The following is a 13,503-nucleotide window of genomic DNA, read 5'->3' on the forward strand; positions in this document are numbered from 1 at the left end:
CGGTTCGATGCGTTGTCACACCTCGACAACGCCGCTGTCGAGGCTGCCGGAATCAACGGGCGGGCGCCGCTTATCGCCGCTCGATGAGGCGGTCGAAGCTCTGCTGCCATCGGTCGTAGCGGAGGCGGTCAAGGGTGATGCGTGCACGCACGACTAAGGCCACTGTCAAGAGGCTCACCGCCCACCAGGTCGCCACTGCAAAGGCGACCGCCTCGTCGCGGGCGGTGTTCAGCGGTCGGGCCACCGGCAGGCCCTCGTCATCGACCCAAATTTCAATAGCGTCGCCAATCTTGGCCTTCAGCGGCGCGGTGACGTCACCGGTGCGTTCGGCCCCCGCGGCAAACCATCGGGCAGTGACCGTCACTGTTGGGCTCTCGAGGCTGCGGCGAGGGTGGCTGTCCCCGGTGACAATCGCGGTCACCGGGTGGCGAGTTCGGGCCTGCTCGGCGTAGAGACGGCTACGAGAATCATGGACCGCGGTGCCCACCGCGGCACTGAAGGGCACGGCGATCAGCGACACCGCGACGGCTAACACCACAATCAGCGCCTCCACCCGGTCGGTGGTGCGTATCAGCGGGTTACGGCCGAACAGACGCGCGAACAGCCTCCGCGGCAGCGGCACGGTGAAGGTCTCCATCGCGGCGTCATCATCAGGTCGCCGGTCGGCGATCGGCTGATGATACGGGTCTGAGGTTGACAACGAACAATTCCTATCGGAAGTCGGCATGGCTCACAGGTCTCGCGCGGCCGGGGGGATACCAGCCGTCACTGGAATCTGCCGGCAACCTTCATGATGGTGCGGATAGCCGCCCCAGGCTTTGCCACAGCCAGACAACGACGCTGTCCCGCTTTGTCGAATTGCGACAGCGGTCAGATGTCAGTGGCGAGTTCTATCATCATCGCCAGCCGCTTTCTGGCATCATCCAACGGCAGATTGGTGATCTCGGCCATCTTGCGCAGCCGGTAACGCACGGTGTTCTCGTGCACTCCCAGCCGGTCACCGGCTTCGGCCGGATCGCCCTGGGCCTCCAGCCATGCGCGCAGCGTGGCCACGTAATCGGTCCCGTTGGCGCGGTCATGACGGCCTAGCTCGGCCACCGGCCCACGCGACGGTGACCGGCCTGAGCGCGCCGCCGTGCGCAACCGCTGCAACAGAATGTCAGCCCATGACTCGTCATAGACCGGAGGCATGACCCCTGGGGAATTCTCTTGCAGCGCAAGACATTCCTCGGCTTCCCGGCGTGCGGCGGCGAGCTCGGTCACCTCAGCGGCGCCACTGATGCCGGCCAGCACCGTCACCTGTTCGGGGAGGGCCGCCCGTAGGCCGGTTACCCAGCGCCGCGCCGTCGCCGCCTGCGCGCCGGGAAGCAGCGTGTAGACGATATTGCCCGCCAAGGCGCTGCGCCCCGGCCGTGACCAGCCAAACCCCGTCGTGGCACGCTCGAACGCCAACAACAGAGCGGCATCGCGTTCATCGCCGATAAACGCCTGCAGCGCAATAACCCTCAACCCTTCGTGCGGCAGACCCAGCCTGCTCGCGACCATGGCGGCATCGGCCGTTCCCTCGAGCAACCGAATCACCAGTTCCGATTCGACTTGGCGCTCCAAATCCGCGCTGGCTCGCGAGCGTAGAAGATGCAGTGCCACCGTGTGCGCCCCATCGGCCAAGGCGGTGCGCGCCGCCCCGTCCAGCGGCGCCGAACACGCCACCCAAACCGATCCGATCAACTCGCCCCCGGAGCGCACGGCCACCACCATGCGCCCGATCAAGCCGTGCTCGGCGTCCTCGGGGACAAACAGCGGCTCGTCGGAGACCCGCAGGTGTGCGAATACGCCCCGCGCATCGAACAATGCGCGCAGCTGCTCCGGTGTCTGTCGCTCCAGGATCGTCTGCACCCGCGCCGGGTCGGCATGTTGCTGCAGTTTCGAATACGCCAGCACGCGCAACAGCCGATCGTGGATGACGACTGAACTGCCGATAGCGTCCGCCAGGCTGTCGGCCAGTGCGAAGAGATCCGTTGGGCCACGACCGGATTCAGTCTCGCGACCCTCCAGCACCAGTCCGTAGACGACCGTAGCCACCTCGCTCCAGGTGACGGTCTCGTCGACCACCATCACCGCGCCGACCTCGGCGTCGGCATCACCGTCGATCGCGATCGGCTCGTCACCGTCGCGTACCAACACCACGACAGCACGCGCTGAAGCTGCCCACTGCACCGCTTCGCGAAACGAGCCGGCACCGACGGCCAGCAGTACATCGCCCACCACCACACGATCCGGCGCGGCTTCGTGGATCACCACGCTGCGCAGCTCAGCCGACCTGGGCACCGACGACCAACGCAACCGGACTCCATAACCACCCAGCACATTCACCAGGCGGTCCAACGTGATCACCAGCCGCTCCTCATGCCGAACTGTTGTCAGCCTAACCAGGAGTCAAGCTCGGCTTGACTCAATCCGGTGTGCGTGCCGCCGAGCCGACGGCATCGCCGAGCGAGGCGAAGCCGCCGTCGTGCAGTCGCAGCGCAATGCCCTCGTGAATCCGCTTGGCCCACAAGCCTCCTCCGTAGATGAAGCCCGTATAACCCTGCAGCAGCGATGCTCCCGCGGTGATCCGCTCCCAGGCATCATCCGCGGTCTCGATGCCCCCGACGCTGATCAGCACCAGGCGGTCGCCGACACGGCTGTACAGCCGGCGCAGCACCTCGACGGCGCGGCGTGCCACCGGCGGCCCGGAGATGCCGCCCGGGCCCAGCTCGTCCACGCCCGGTGTGGTCAACCCGCGCCGCGACACCGTGGTGTTGGTGGCGACGATGCCGGCCAGGCCGAGTTCGACTGCCAGGTCCGCGATGTCGTCCACGTCGGAATCGGAAAGGTCCGGCGCGATCTTCACCAGCACCGGCGTGGACGTCTCGGCCAGCACGGCCGACAGGATTGGTCGCAGCGACTCGACCGCCTGCAGATCACGCAGCCCGGGCGTGTTCGGCGAGCTGACATTGACCACGAGATAGGACGCCAACGGGCCGACCAGCCGGGCGCTCGCCCGGTAATCGTCGACGGCCTGCTCGGCCGGCGTCGCCTTCGTCTTGCCGATGTTGACCCCGATCGGCACCTCGGGCCGCTGCCGCGAAAGCCGCATCGCCAGCGCGCCCGCACCGAGATTGTTGAAGCCCATCCGGTTCAGCAGGGCCCGGTCGGCCGGCAGCCGAAACATCCGCGGGGCGGGATTCCCGGGTTGCGGGTTCGCGGTGACCGTCCCAACCTCGGCATGTCCGAAACCCAGCGCACCCCAGGTGAGCAACCCCAAACCGTCCTTGTCGAAGCCGGCCGCCAGCCCCAGCGGCGCGGGGAAGCGCACCCCGAACACCGTGCTGGCCAGCGCCGGATCGGTCGGGGCTAGTAGCCGGTGCAGCACCCGCCGCGTCCACCCGGCCGCGGTGACGGCGCGCAGCAGAGCGAACACCAGCGTGTGAATTCGTTCGGGCGGGATGACGAAAAGCAGCCGTCGCAGCAGGCCGTACATCCGGTGTTCGCCCTCGCGCGGCCGGGCGGGTGTCACAGTTCCGGCTGGTCGGGCCGTCGCCCCTCGGAGCCCGCGCTGTCCAAACGGGACTTCTTGCGGCGCAACAGAACTCGTCTGCTGCCGTCGGTGTAGAGCCGCACCCTAGTCAGCTCCCAGCCGCGGTATTCGGCCTCGATGGACAACCGGGTGGACGCGCTGACCCGCGTCACGTCCGGCGGCAGGCGCAGCGGCGCCCATTCGTATTCATCGGACATCTCGGTGTCCCAACCCGCGGGCAGGCGGCTGCGCCGCGCCGCGGTCAACGCTTGCCCGCCGCGTGCTCGATGACCTGAACTCCCGCACCCGAACCCGACACCACGTACAGGGTGTCTGACGCCTCGTCGAAGGCCAGCGAGTTCGGTTGCTGCACGGTCGGGTAACGCACCTTTTCGACGGGAATTCCGGTGGACAGATCGTAACCAATGACGATATTGGAAACGGTCTGCGAAACCCAGGCTAACGCGCGCGAGCCGGCCAGGCCGTATGGCGCCTGCGGTACCGGGTAGGCCTGACGCAGGATCAGGGGATCGACGCCGTACACCAGCAGCTGGCCACCGCGGGTATCGGCGACCAGCACCCGACCCGCCTGATCGGCGGCCATGGTGGTGGCGCCCCGGCCCGCGCGCAGCGCCTGCTGGGCGTGGCCATCGGCGTCGATCGTCGTCACCGAAGTCTGCCCACGGTCCAGCACCACCGTCGTATTCCCTTGTGTGGCAAGCCAATCGACGCGCGCGAAGATCTTGGTCTTGTTGGCGACGGCCGCGCTGGTCACTGCGCCGGGCACCGGGGAGGCCGGTGTCGGAGAAGTAAGGGTGTAGACGGCGCCGTCGGCGCTGCCCAGCACCAGCCTGCCGTCGGCCCGCTGGGCCACCGCGGTGAATTCGGTCTGGGGAGCGGCGGCGACGGCCACCTGCGCCGCGCGACCGGTGGCCAGGTCCACCGTGTAGTAGCCGCCGCGGGCGGACAGGTAGGCGGTTCCGTGGCCGTCATCGGCCAAGGCGGTCGCCGGTCCCGGGAGTTCGACGACGCGGGGCGTGACCTGCTCGTGGGCGAAGACCGTGACGCTGGCGGGGGCGGCCGGGTCGGCGCCCGGCGTCAAGGCCACCAGCTGATGAGTGCCGCCATCGAAGGCCGCCGCCGCGGCGTGACCGGCCAGCGGCCGCACCGCCCCGGCCGGCCGCTGCGAGGAGGGCGGCGACACCGCCGCACGCGCCGGTTCGATGGTGCGCAGCGCGGTGTCGAGCGGATTCGATGAACATCCCACGGCAGCTCCCAGCAAAGCCGCCAGACCCAACGCACCGCCCCGAGCTGCCAGCTTGTGACGTGATTGTCGTGACGGCAACTTTTTCCCTCGGGGTGTGACGGCGGAACTCAAATTTTAGGAGACCGTCTCGCGTCCGCCGGGGCCTGCCGCCTTCATCCGACCTTACCGGCGAGGTATGGTCAGCTCATGGCCGTCACCGCTGACCGTCATATGACGCATAGTGGGTTTGCTGTCGAGGACATGTCGACAGGGATTGCCGCAAGCGGATATGGACAAGTCGGTGATGGGCGGAGTTTTTCGTTCCACATCGAGAACCGCTCCCTGGTCGTCGAGATTTACCGACCGCGCCTGTCCGGGCCCGTTCCACAGGCCGACGAGGTCGTTGCGAGGGCGGTCCGCAGCGTGATCGAGCTCGATCTCACCGACGAGCGCAGTCTCAGCGCCGCGGTGCGGGACTCCGTGGCGCACGCGGTACCGGTTTCGCACTAGTCATCACGGACCCGTCCACCGGGTACCGTCGTGGTCGATATGACCGTCATCCTGTTACGGCACGGCCGCTCGAGTTCGAACACGGCGGGCGTTCTCGCCGGTCGCTCCGAGGGCGTCGACCTCGACGACAAGGGCCGCGAACAAGCCGACGGCCTGATCGATCGGATCGGCGATCTGCCGATTCGGGCGTTGGTCAGTTCGCCGCTGCTGCGCTGCCGCCGCACGCTCGAGCCGTTGGCCGACGCGCTCTGCCTGACACCGCTCGTCGACGATCAGCTCGCCGAGGTGGACTACGGGGAATGGACGGGTCGCAAGATCGGCGACTTGGTCAGCGAGCCGTTGTGGAAGGTCGTTCAGGCTCACCCCAGCGCGGCGATATTCCCCGGCGGTGAGGGCCTGGCTCAGGTCCAGGCGCGCGCGGTGTTCGCCGTGCGCGAGCACGATCGCCGACTGGCCGCCGAGCACGGCGGCGATGTGCTGTGGGTCGCTTGCACTCACGGTGATGTCATCAAGGCGGTCATCGCGGATGCGTACGGCATGCACTTGGACGGCTTCCAGCGCGTCACCGCGGACCCGGCGTCGGTGAGTGTGATCCGGTACACCGAGCTGCGTCCGTTTGTGTTGCACGTCAACCACACCGGTGCACGCCTGTCGGCCGCCCTGCGGGCCGGCCCCCCCGCGAAAGAAGAGGCGAAAGACGAGGCCAAAGAACAGGCGAAGGGCGAGGCCGACCCCACCTCCAACGGAGAGCCGCAGGAATCGGCCGCCGCGGTACCGACGAGCGACGCGGTGGTCGGCGGTTCCACGGATTAATTCGGCGGCTACCTCCATCGGATCGCACGGCGGTGGCAACAGCCGGTATTTTGGGAAGTGCCATGGCCCGCGCAATTCATGTCTTCCGCACACCCGACCGCTTCGTGGCCGGGACCGTCGGCCAGCCCGGGAATCGAACGTTCTACATCCAGGCCGTGCACGACGCCCGGGTGGTGTCGGTGATATTGGAGAAGCAGCAGGTGGCGGTGCTCTCCGAACGGATCGGTGCGCTGCTGCTCGAGGTGAATCGCCGGTTCGGCACGCCCGTTCCGCCGGAGCCCGCCGAGATCGAGGACCTCGATCCGTTGGTCACCCCGGTGGACGCCGAGTTCCGGGTCGGAACCATGGGCCTGGGTTGGGATTCGGAGGCCCAGACGGTGGTGGTCGAGTTGCTGGCGGTCACCGACGCCGAGTTCGACGCGTCGGTGGTGCTCGACGACACCGACGAGGGGCCCGACGCGGTGCGGGTGTTCTTGACGCCGGAGTCGGCGCGCCAATTCGCCACCCGCTCCAATCGCGTCATCTCCGCGGGACGTCCGCCGTGTCCCCTGTGCGACGAACCGTTGGACCCGGAGGGCCATATCTGCGCGCGCGCCAACGGATATCGGCGCAGTGCGCTGCTCGGGCCTGACGATGACCCCGAGGTCTGACGACCGTGAGGTGTTACGCGACGGCGAGCTGACGGTCATCGGACGGATCCGCTCCGCCAGCAACGGCACCTTCCTGTGCGAATCGACGCTTGGCGAGTCCAGCGTGCACTGCGTCTACAAGCCGGTGGCCGGGGAGGCGCCGCTGTGGGATTTCCCGGACGGGACGTTGGCCGGCCGCGAACGGGCCGCCTATCTGGTCTCCGCGAAGCTGGGCTGGAATATCGTGCCCTACACGATCATTCGGCACGGGCCGGCGGGGCCGGGCATGTTGCAGCGGTGGGTGCAGCAACCCGGCGACGCGGTGGACACCGAGCCGCGGCCGGGGCCGGATCTGGTCGACCTGTTTCCGGCCGGCACCAGGCAGCCGGGCTACCTGCCGGTGTTGCGCGCCCTCGACTACGCCGGCGACGAGGTCGTCCTGATGCACGCCGACGACATTCGCCTATGGCGGATGGCGGTATTCGACGTGCTGATCAACAACGCCGACCGCAAGGGCGGCCACGTGTTGCGTGACCTCGACGGGCACATCTTCGGGGTCGACCACGGGGTGTGCCTGCATGTCGAGGACAAGCTGCGCACGGTGCTGTGGGGATGGGCCGGAAAGCCGATCGACGATCACACGTGCAAGGCCGTCGCCGGCCTCATCGACGCGATCGACGGCCAGTTCGGCGACGAACTGGCCGAGCAGATCACCCGGGCCGAGATCGCCGCGCTGCGCGGTCGCGCGCACGCGCTGCTGGACAATCCGGTGATGCCCGGACCGAATCGGCATCGCCCCATCCCGTGGCCGGCTTTCTAGCGGTGATCGCAGTTGGGTCGCGGCTATCGGTGCAGGCCGCCGTTCGGCGTCGGCGATACTGAAGCAGTGAGCCCCGCCGACGACGAGACGACCGCCGACGGGATAACCGATGCCGCGTTGGCCGCCGATCTCGCCGCAGACGCGGGGGAGTTGCTGCTGAAGGTCCGCGACGAACTCGGCTTCGGATATCCCTGGGCGCTGGGCGATGCGGGCGACAGCCTGGCGAACGCCCTGATCCTGCGGCGCCTGCGCGAGGAGCGACCCGACGATGCCGTGCTCAGCGAGGAGGCGTACGACGACCTGTCCCGGCTGAACCACGACCGCGTGTGGATCATCGACCCGCTGGACGGCACCCGGGAATTCTCGACCCCGGGCCGCGACGACTGGGCGGTGCACATCGCGTTGTGGCAGCGCTCCAGCAACGGCCAGCGCGAAATCACCGACGCGGCGGTGTCGTTGCCGGCCCGCGGAAACATCGTCTACCGCAGCGACACCGTGACCGCCGACGCCGCGCGTGCCGGCGTCACCGACACCATCCGCATCGCCGTCAGCGCAACCCGTCCGCCCGCGGTGCTACACCGGATGCGGCAGACGCTGCCCATCCAGCCCGTCGCGATCGGCTCGGCCGGCGCGAAGGCGATGGCCATCATCGACGGGGATGTCGACGCCTATGTGCACGCGGGCGGTCAGTGGGAGTGGGATTCGGCGGCCCCGGCCGGGGTGGTGATGGCCGCCGGCATGCACGCGTCGCGGCTCGACGGATCGCCGATGCGCTACAACCAACTCGACCCGTACCTGCCCGACTTCGTGATGTGTCGCGCCGAGCTGGCGCCGATCCTGCTGGGGGCCATCCGCGGCGGGTGACTCGGACGTGCCTCGTCGTCGCGCATAGGCTGATTGCCATGCAGTCGTGGTCGTCCCCACAGGTTCCCGTGTTAACGGGGCGCGGTCCGGAGCTTCGACTGTATGACACCTCTGACCGGCAGGTGCGTCCCGTGGCGGCCGGCTCGACCGCCACGATGTATGTCTGCGGCATCACCCCGTACGACGCGACCCACCTGGGCCATGCCGCGACCTACTTGGCGTTCGACCTGATCTACCGGCAATGGCTCGATCTCGGCCACGACGTCCACTATGTCCAGAACGTGACCGACGTCGACGATCCGCTGTTGGAGCGCGCCGAGCGCGACGGCATCGACTGGCGCGACCTGGCCGAGCGTGAGGTGTCGCTGTACCGCGAGGACATGGCGGCGCTGCGCATCCTGGCACCACGCGAGTACGTCGGGGCGACCGAGGCGATCGCCGAGGTCGTCGAGCTCGTCGAGAAGATGCTGGCGTCGGGAGCCGCCTACGTCGTCGACGGCGAATACCCGGACGTCTACTACCGGGCCGACGCCACGCCGCAGTTCGGGTACGAATCCGGCTACGACCGCGACACCATGCTGCGACTGTTCGCCGAGCGCGGCGGCGACCCGCAACGGCCCGGCAAGACAGATGAGCTCGACGCCCTGCTGTGGCGGGCCGCCCGGCCCGGCGAGCCCAGCTGGCCCTCGCCGTTCGGTCCTGGTCGCCCGGGCTGGCATGTCGAATGCGCGGCGATCGCGCTCAGCCGCATCGGCAGCGGTCTGGACATCCAGGGCGGGGGCAGCGACCTGATCTTCCCGCATCACGAATTCACCGCAGCCCACGCCGAATGTGTCCGCGGCGAGCGGAGATTCGCGCGCCACTACGTGCACGCCGGAATGATCGGTTGGGACGGGCACAAGATGTCCAAGAGCCGCGGCAACCTGGTGCTGGTGTCACAGCTGCGGGCCCGGGGTGTCGAGCCGGCGGCGATTCGGCTGGGGCTGCTGGCCGGCCACTACCGCGGGGACCGGTACTGGAGCGATCAGGTGCTCGACGAGGCCATCGCCCGGTTGAGGCGCTGGCGCGACGCGACCGCGCTGCCGGCCGGCCCGGACGCCGGCGATGTGATCGCGCGGGTGCGCCGATACCTGGCCGATGACCTGAACACTCCCAAAGCGCTTGCCGCACTTGATGGTTGGAGCACGGACGCGCTGGAATACGGCGGCCACGACGCCGAGGCGCCCAACCTGGTGAGAGCGGCCATCGATGCGCTACTGGGAGTGGTCGTCTAGCCGAAGTCGCCCGCAACGCCTACGTTGGCAACCATGCAATCGCTGCAGGACAAAGTCGTTTTCATCACCGGTGGCGCGCGGGGCATCGGGGCCGAGACCGCTCGCCGGCTGCACGCCAAGGGCGCCAAGCTCGTGCTGACCGATCTCAACGAAACGGACCTGAAGTCGCTCGCCGCCGAGCTCGGCGAAGAACGGGTCCTGACGGCGGCCGCCGATGTGCGTGACCTGTCCGCGATGGAAGCCGCCGCCGCCCGCGCCGTCGAGCGTTTCGGCGGCATCGATGTAGTGGTGGCCAACGCCGGCATCGCCAGCTATGGGTCAGTGCTGCAGGTCGACTCCGACGCATTCAGACGGGTGCTCGACATCAACGTGCTCGGCGTCTTCCACACCGTGCGCGCCACCTTGCCGGCGCTGATCGAGCGCCGCGGCTACGTGCTCATCGTGTCTTCGCTGGCCGCCTACACCGCCTGCCCCGGTCTGGCGCCGTACAACGCCTCCAAGGCGGGCGTCGAGTTGCTGGCCAACGCCCTGCGGCTGGAGGTGGCCCACCGGGGCGTCACGGTCGGCTCGGCGCACATGTCCTGGATCGACACCGCCCTGGTCCGTGACACCCAGTCCGACCTTCCCGCGTTCAACCAGTTGCTGGCCAGCTTCCCGTGGCCGCTGAACAAAACCACGACGGTCGACAAGTGCGCGGCCGCTTTCGTCAAGGGCATCGCGCGCCGTCGCACCCGCGTGTACTGCCCGCGCTGGGTGGCAGTGTTCCGTTGGTTCAAGCCGGTGCTGTCCAGTCCGGTCGGAGAGGCGCCCCTGCACAAATCCACCGCCGAGTTACTGCCTCAATTGGACGCCCAGGTCGCCGCGCTGGGCCGCTCCACCAGCGCCTACAACCGAGACCTCGGCACGTCCTAGCGGGCCTGGGCCGCGCGCTCGGACGCGACGGCCGCCACCCGGTTGCGCACCAAGAACCATCCGGCGCTCAGCGCCGGGATGACGACCACCACCGTCGCAATGGTCCAGGTGCCGGTCTCCTTGTCGAAGGCCATCATCACCAGGACGCCGGCCAAAAACGCCAGGGTGAGATAGCCCGAATACGGGGCCCACGGCATCCGGAACCGCGGCCGTTGGACAAGCCCGGCCCTGGCCAGCCGGTAGAACCGCAGCTGACACAGCACGATGGTCGCCCAGCACGCGATGATGCCCGGCGCGACGATGTTGAGCACGATCTCGAAGGCCTGGCCGGGGTTGACGGCGTTCAGCCCGATGCCCAGCAAGCAGATGGCGGCCGCCATCGCGATGCCTACGTAAGGCACCCCGTTCTTGGACATCCGGGTCGCGAACCTGGGCCCGCTGCCGCTGAACGCCATCGAGCGCATGATGCGCCCGGTGGAGTACAGCCCCGCATTGAGGCTGGACAAAGCGGCGGTGAGGACCACCACGTTCATCAGGTCGCCGGCGCCATGGAAGCCGATCTTGGAAAAGAAAGTGACGAAAGGACTTTCGGTGGCCTTGTAGGAGGTGTACGGCAACAGCAGCGCGAGCAGCCCCACCGACCCGACGTAAAAGATTGCGATGCGCGCGATCACCGAATTGATGGCGCGTGGCATCACCCTCTCCGGCTCGGCGGTCTCCCCGGCGGCCGTCCCCACCAATTCGATTGCGGCATAAGCGAACACCACGCCGGAGGTGGTCAGCAGCACCGCCAGCACGCCGGTGGGGAACAGTCCGCCATGGTCGCTCCACAGACTCAGCCCGGCGCTGTGACCGTCGATCCGGTAGCGGCCCGCGAGAAAGACGATCCCGACGACCAGGAAGGCGACGAGCGCGAGGACTTTGACCAGCGCCGCCCAGAATTCCAGCTCACCGAACCACTCCACGGAGATCAGATTCATCGACAGCACGACGACGAGGGCGAGCAGGGCCAGGACCCACTGAGGGATCGATTCGAAGGTCGTCCATCGACGCAGGTAGGTGGCGATGGCGGTGGTGTCGACGATGGCCGTCATCGACCAGCCGAGGAAATACATCCAGCCGATGGCGTAGGCGGCCTTCTCGCCGAAGAATTCGCGGGAGTAGGACACGAATGAGCCGGAAGACGGGCGGTGCAGGACCAATTCGCCCAGCGCTCGCAGGATGAGGAAGACGAAAACGCCGCACACCGCGTAGACCAGGAACATCCCGGGTCCGCCCTTGGCCAGCCGGCCGCCCGCGCCCAGGAACAGCCCGGAGCCGATCGCGCCGCCGATGCCGATCATCTGCACTTGCCGGGCCTTGAGTCCCTTGCGGTAACCGGCGTCCTCGCCGCCCGTGCCAGCCACAGGATCTGCGTCGGCTACAGGATTTGGGTTGCCGTCGCCAGGCAACGCGGCCATGAGACATCCAATCGGTAGGTCGCGAAGCGATGCTTCCGCAATCGATCGGTCGACGGCAAGTTCGCCGACGAGTCGGCGGGTTAGCGCCCGAAGCCGGGACGACGGCGGCGCAGGTAGCGCTCGAACTCGGCCGCCAGCGCGTCGCCGTCGATCTTGCCCAGGGCGTCGTTCATGTCAACCTCGGCGTCGCCGCGTTGCTCGAGCGACAGCACATACTCGGCGAGGTCCTCGTCCTCGGCGGTCATCTCGGTGACCGCCTGCTCCCAGTCCTCGGCGTCCGTCGGCAGGTCGGCCAGTGGCACCTCAATGTCGAGCACGTCCTCGACGCGCCGCAGCAGGGCCACGGTCGCCTTGGGGTTCGGCGGCTGCGAGACGTAGTGCGGCACCGCCGCCCAGAACGTCACCGCAGGGATCCCGGCGGCCACGCAGGAGTCCTGAAACACCCCGGCGATGCCGGTCGGGCCCTCGTAACGGCTTTCCTCGAGGCCGAAGCGTTTCGCCGACTCGGGGGAGTAGGCGGCGCCCGACACCGGGACCGGCCGGGTGTGTGGGGTGTCGGCCAGCAGGGCGCCCAGGATCACCACGGTGTCCACGTTGAGCTTGTCGGCGATGGCCACCAGCTCCGAGCAGAAGGTTCGCCAGCGCATGTTGGGTTCCACCCCGTGCATCAGCACGACATCGCGGTCGCTGCCAGGCGGCCGGCAGTGCGAGATCCGCATGGCCGGCCACACCAGCTCGCGGGTCACCCCGTCCACCTGCCGGATCACCGGGCGATTCACCTGGTAGTCGTAGTACGCCTCGTCGTCGATCTCCAAGATCGGGTCGGCTTCCCAGATGGCCTCGAGGTGTTCCAGGGCGTCGCTGGCCGCGTCACCGGCGTCATTCCAGCCCTCGAACGCAGCCACGACGACGGTCTGGTGCAGTTCGGGCAACGCGGCCTTACCACTAGGCAGGCCAAAGGGGGGGCCGTCGGGCGGGGTCACAGAATTAGCGTACGGCCTTCCGCCCGGCGACGATGCGGACCGCGCGCGGTTGGGTGGGTCCCCCCCGGTCGCGGAAGCCAGTCGGGCAATCGGCCAGATGTTCGGGGCGGGCTGGCCGTGGGACTGTCGGCCGATTCGCGGTCAACCGGGGACTTTACATAGGACGACTATTCTTATGGCGTGACTGCCGGCCTGCCCCGCGACGACTTGCGCCACGGGCGCCGACGCGGTCAGCGCGAAATACGCTCGGCTGCGAACTGGTTAACCTTGGTAAGTACTTCGCCGCTGGTATTCGCGAACTGTGGATCGCGGCGATGAGTTGGGCGTCCAGACGTCGATCGGGTGACGACGTACACTTTTCTGGTCGAGAGGCGTTGCAACGGTTCCGGTTCCCGCCGGTAGCCGCCACGCTCGGCAGAGTCGACGTCGTTGA

At 68.1% G+C, this 13,503-nt stretch carries 14 protein-coding genes; 7 read left to right on the forward strand and 7 right to left on the reverse strand.

Annotated elements, in window-relative coordinates:
• Nucleotides 1-70 precede the first annotated feature (70 nt).
• The 5 genes from AC5Y4T_RS04990 to AC5Y4T_RS05010 form a co-directional block, all read right to left on the reverse strand.
• Nucleotides 71-637, reverse strand: a complete 567-nt coding sequence (locus AC5Y4T_RS04990) for an Rv1733c family protein (RefSeq protein ID WP_499952350.1) — start codon at nt 635-637, stop codon at nt 71-73.
• A 233-nt stretch (nt 638-870) separates the two neighbouring features.
• Nucleotides 871-2,394 (reverse strand): PucR family transcriptional regulator, encoded by a 1,524-nt coding sequence (locus AC5Y4T_RS04995; protein WP_499952351.1) that lies wholly within the window; start codon nt 2,392-2,394, stop codon nt 871-873.
• 58 nt (nt 2,395-2,452) lie between these two features.
• Nucleotides 2,453-3,523 carry a quinone-dependent dihydroorotate dehydrogenase gene (locus tag AC5Y4T_RS05000; protein WP_499952481.1) on the reverse strand — a complete coding sequence of 357 codons (1,071 nt, stop codon included), beginning with the start codon at nt 3,521-3,523 and terminating at the stop codon, nt 2,453-2,455.
• A 32-nt stretch (nt 3,524-3,555) separates the two neighbouring features.
• Nucleotides 3,556-3,825, reverse strand: a complete 270-nt coding sequence (locus AC5Y4T_RS05005) for a DUF5703 family protein (RefSeq protein ID WP_499916038.1) — start codon at nt 3,823-3,825, stop codon at nt 3,556-3,558.
• Nucleotides 3,822-4,904: a YncE family protein gene (locus AC5Y4T_RS05010; RefSeq protein ID WP_499952352.1), complete on the reverse strand. Its 1,083-nt coding sequence runs from the start codon at nt 4,902-4,904 to the stop codon at nt 3,822-3,824. The genes AC5Y4T_RS05005 and AC5Y4T_RS05010 overlap by 4 nt, the downstream gene beginning before the upstream one ends.
• Before the next feature lie 108 nt (nt 4,905-5,012).
• Between AC5Y4T_RS05010 and AC5Y4T_RS05015 the strand changes: the two genes are divergently transcribed.
• From AC5Y4T_RS05015 to AC5Y4T_RS05045, 7 genes are all read left to right on the forward strand, one after another.
• Nucleotides 5,013-5,315, forward strand: coding sequence for a hypothetical protein (locus tag AC5Y4T_RS05015; RefSeq protein WP_499952353.1), 303 nt, complete (start codon nt 5,013-5,015; stop codon nt 5,313-5,315).
• A gap of 39 nt (nt 5,316-5,354) precedes the next feature.
• Nucleotides 5,355-6,128 carry a histidine phosphatase family protein gene (locus tag AC5Y4T_RS05020; protein ID WP_499952354.1) on the forward strand — a complete coding sequence of 258 codons (774 nt, stop codon included), beginning with the start codon at nt 5,355-5,357 and terminating at the stop codon, nt 6,126-6,128.
• 62 nt (nt 6,129-6,190) lie between these two features.
• Nucleotides 6,191-6,778, forward strand: a complete 588-nt coding sequence (locus AC5Y4T_RS05025; RefSeq protein ID WP_499916043.1) for a DUF3090 domain-containing protein — start codon at nt 6,191-6,193, stop codon at nt 6,776-6,778.
• Nucleotides 6,762-7,577 (forward strand): SCO1664 family protein, encoded by an 816-nt coding sequence (locus AC5Y4T_RS05030; protein ID WP_499952355.1) that lies wholly within the window; start codon nt 6,762-6,764, stop codon nt 7,575-7,577. Before AC5Y4T_RS05025 ends, AC5Y4T_RS05030 begins: the two co-directional genes overlap by 17 nt.
• Nucleotides 7,578-7,643: 66 nt before the next feature.
• Nucleotides 7,644-8,441: a 3'(2'),5'-bisphosphate nucleotidase CysQ gene (locus AC5Y4T_RS05035; protein ID WP_499916045.1), complete on the forward strand. Its 798-nt coding sequence runs from the start codon at nt 7,644-7,646 to the stop codon at nt 8,439-8,441.
• A gap of 38 nt (nt 8,442-8,479) precedes the next feature.
• A complete protein-coding gene (mshC, locus tag AC5Y4T_RS05040; protein WP_499952356.1) occupies nt 8,480-9,715 on the forward strand; it encodes a cysteine--1-D-myo-inosityl 2-amino-2-deoxy-alpha-D-glucopyranoside ligase in 1,236 nt (411 codons plus the stop codon).
• A 33-nt stretch (nt 9,716-9,748) separates the two neighbouring features.
• Nucleotides 9,749-10,627, forward strand: coding sequence for an SDR family oxidoreductase (locus AC5Y4T_RS05045; protein ID WP_499949832.1), 879 nt, complete (start codon nt 9,749-9,751; stop codon nt 10,625-10,627).
• Here AC5Y4T_RS05045 and AC5Y4T_RS05050 read toward each other — a convergent pair.
• Complete coding sequence (locus AC5Y4T_RS05050; protein WP_499952357.1) at nt 10,624-12,087, reverse strand: amino acid permease; 1,464 nt, start codon at nt 12,085-12,087, stop codon at nt 10,624-10,626. The two genes, AC5Y4T_RS05045 and AC5Y4T_RS05050, sit on opposite strands and share 4 nt — an antisense overlap.
• A gap of 80 nt (nt 12,088-12,167) precedes the next feature.
• Nucleotides 12,168-13,070 (reverse strand): PAC2 family protein, encoded by a 903-nt coding sequence (locus tag AC5Y4T_RS05055; protein WP_499916053.1) that lies wholly within the window; start codon nt 13,068-13,070, stop codon nt 12,168-12,170.
• Nucleotides 13,071-13,503: the final 433 nt, after the last annotated feature.

The organism is Mycobacterium sp. NGS11 (assembly GCF_059813315.1).

What these genes read in the sequence shown, in the direction of transcription:
- AC5Y4T_RS05030 (WP_499952355.1), top strand. Translation starts at nt 6,762, where the DNA reads ATGACCCCGAGGTCTGACGACCGTGAGGTGTTACGCGACGGCGAGCTG.
- AC5Y4T_RS05000 (WP_499952481.1), bottom strand. Translation starts at nt 3,523, where the DNA reads ATGTACGGCCTGCTGCGACGGCTGCTTTTCGTCATCCCGCCCGAACGA.
- AC5Y4T_RS05045 (WP_499949832.1), top strand. Translation starts at nt 9,749, where the DNA reads ATGCAATCGCTGCAGGACAAAGTCGTTTTCATCACCGGTGGCGCGCGG.
- AC5Y4T_RS05020 (WP_499952354.1), top strand. Translation starts at nt 5,355, where the DNA reads ATGACCGTCATCCTGTTACGGCACGGCCGCTCGAGTTCGAACACGGCG.
- AC5Y4T_RS05050 (WP_499952357.1), bottom strand. Translation starts at nt 12,087, where the DNA reads ATGGCCGCGTTGCCTGGCGACGGCAACCCAAATCCTGTAGCCGACGCA.
- AC5Y4T_RS05025 (WP_499916043.1), top strand. Translation starts at nt 6,191, where the DNA reads ATGGCCCGCGCAATTCATGTCTTCCGCACACCCGACCGCTTCGTGGCC.
- AC5Y4T_RS05015 (WP_499952353.1), top strand. Translation starts at nt 5,013, where the DNA reads ATGGCCGTCACCGCTGACCGTCATATGACGCATAGTGGGTTTGCTGTC.
- AC5Y4T_RS04990 (WP_499952350.1), bottom strand. Translation starts at nt 637, where the DNA reads ATGGAGACCTTCACCGTGCCGCTGCCGCGGAGGCTGTTCGCGCGTCTG.
- mshC (WP_499952356.1), top strand. Translation starts at nt 8,480, where the DNA reads ATGCAGTCGTGGTCGTCCCCACAGGTTCCCGTGTTAACGGGGCGCGGT.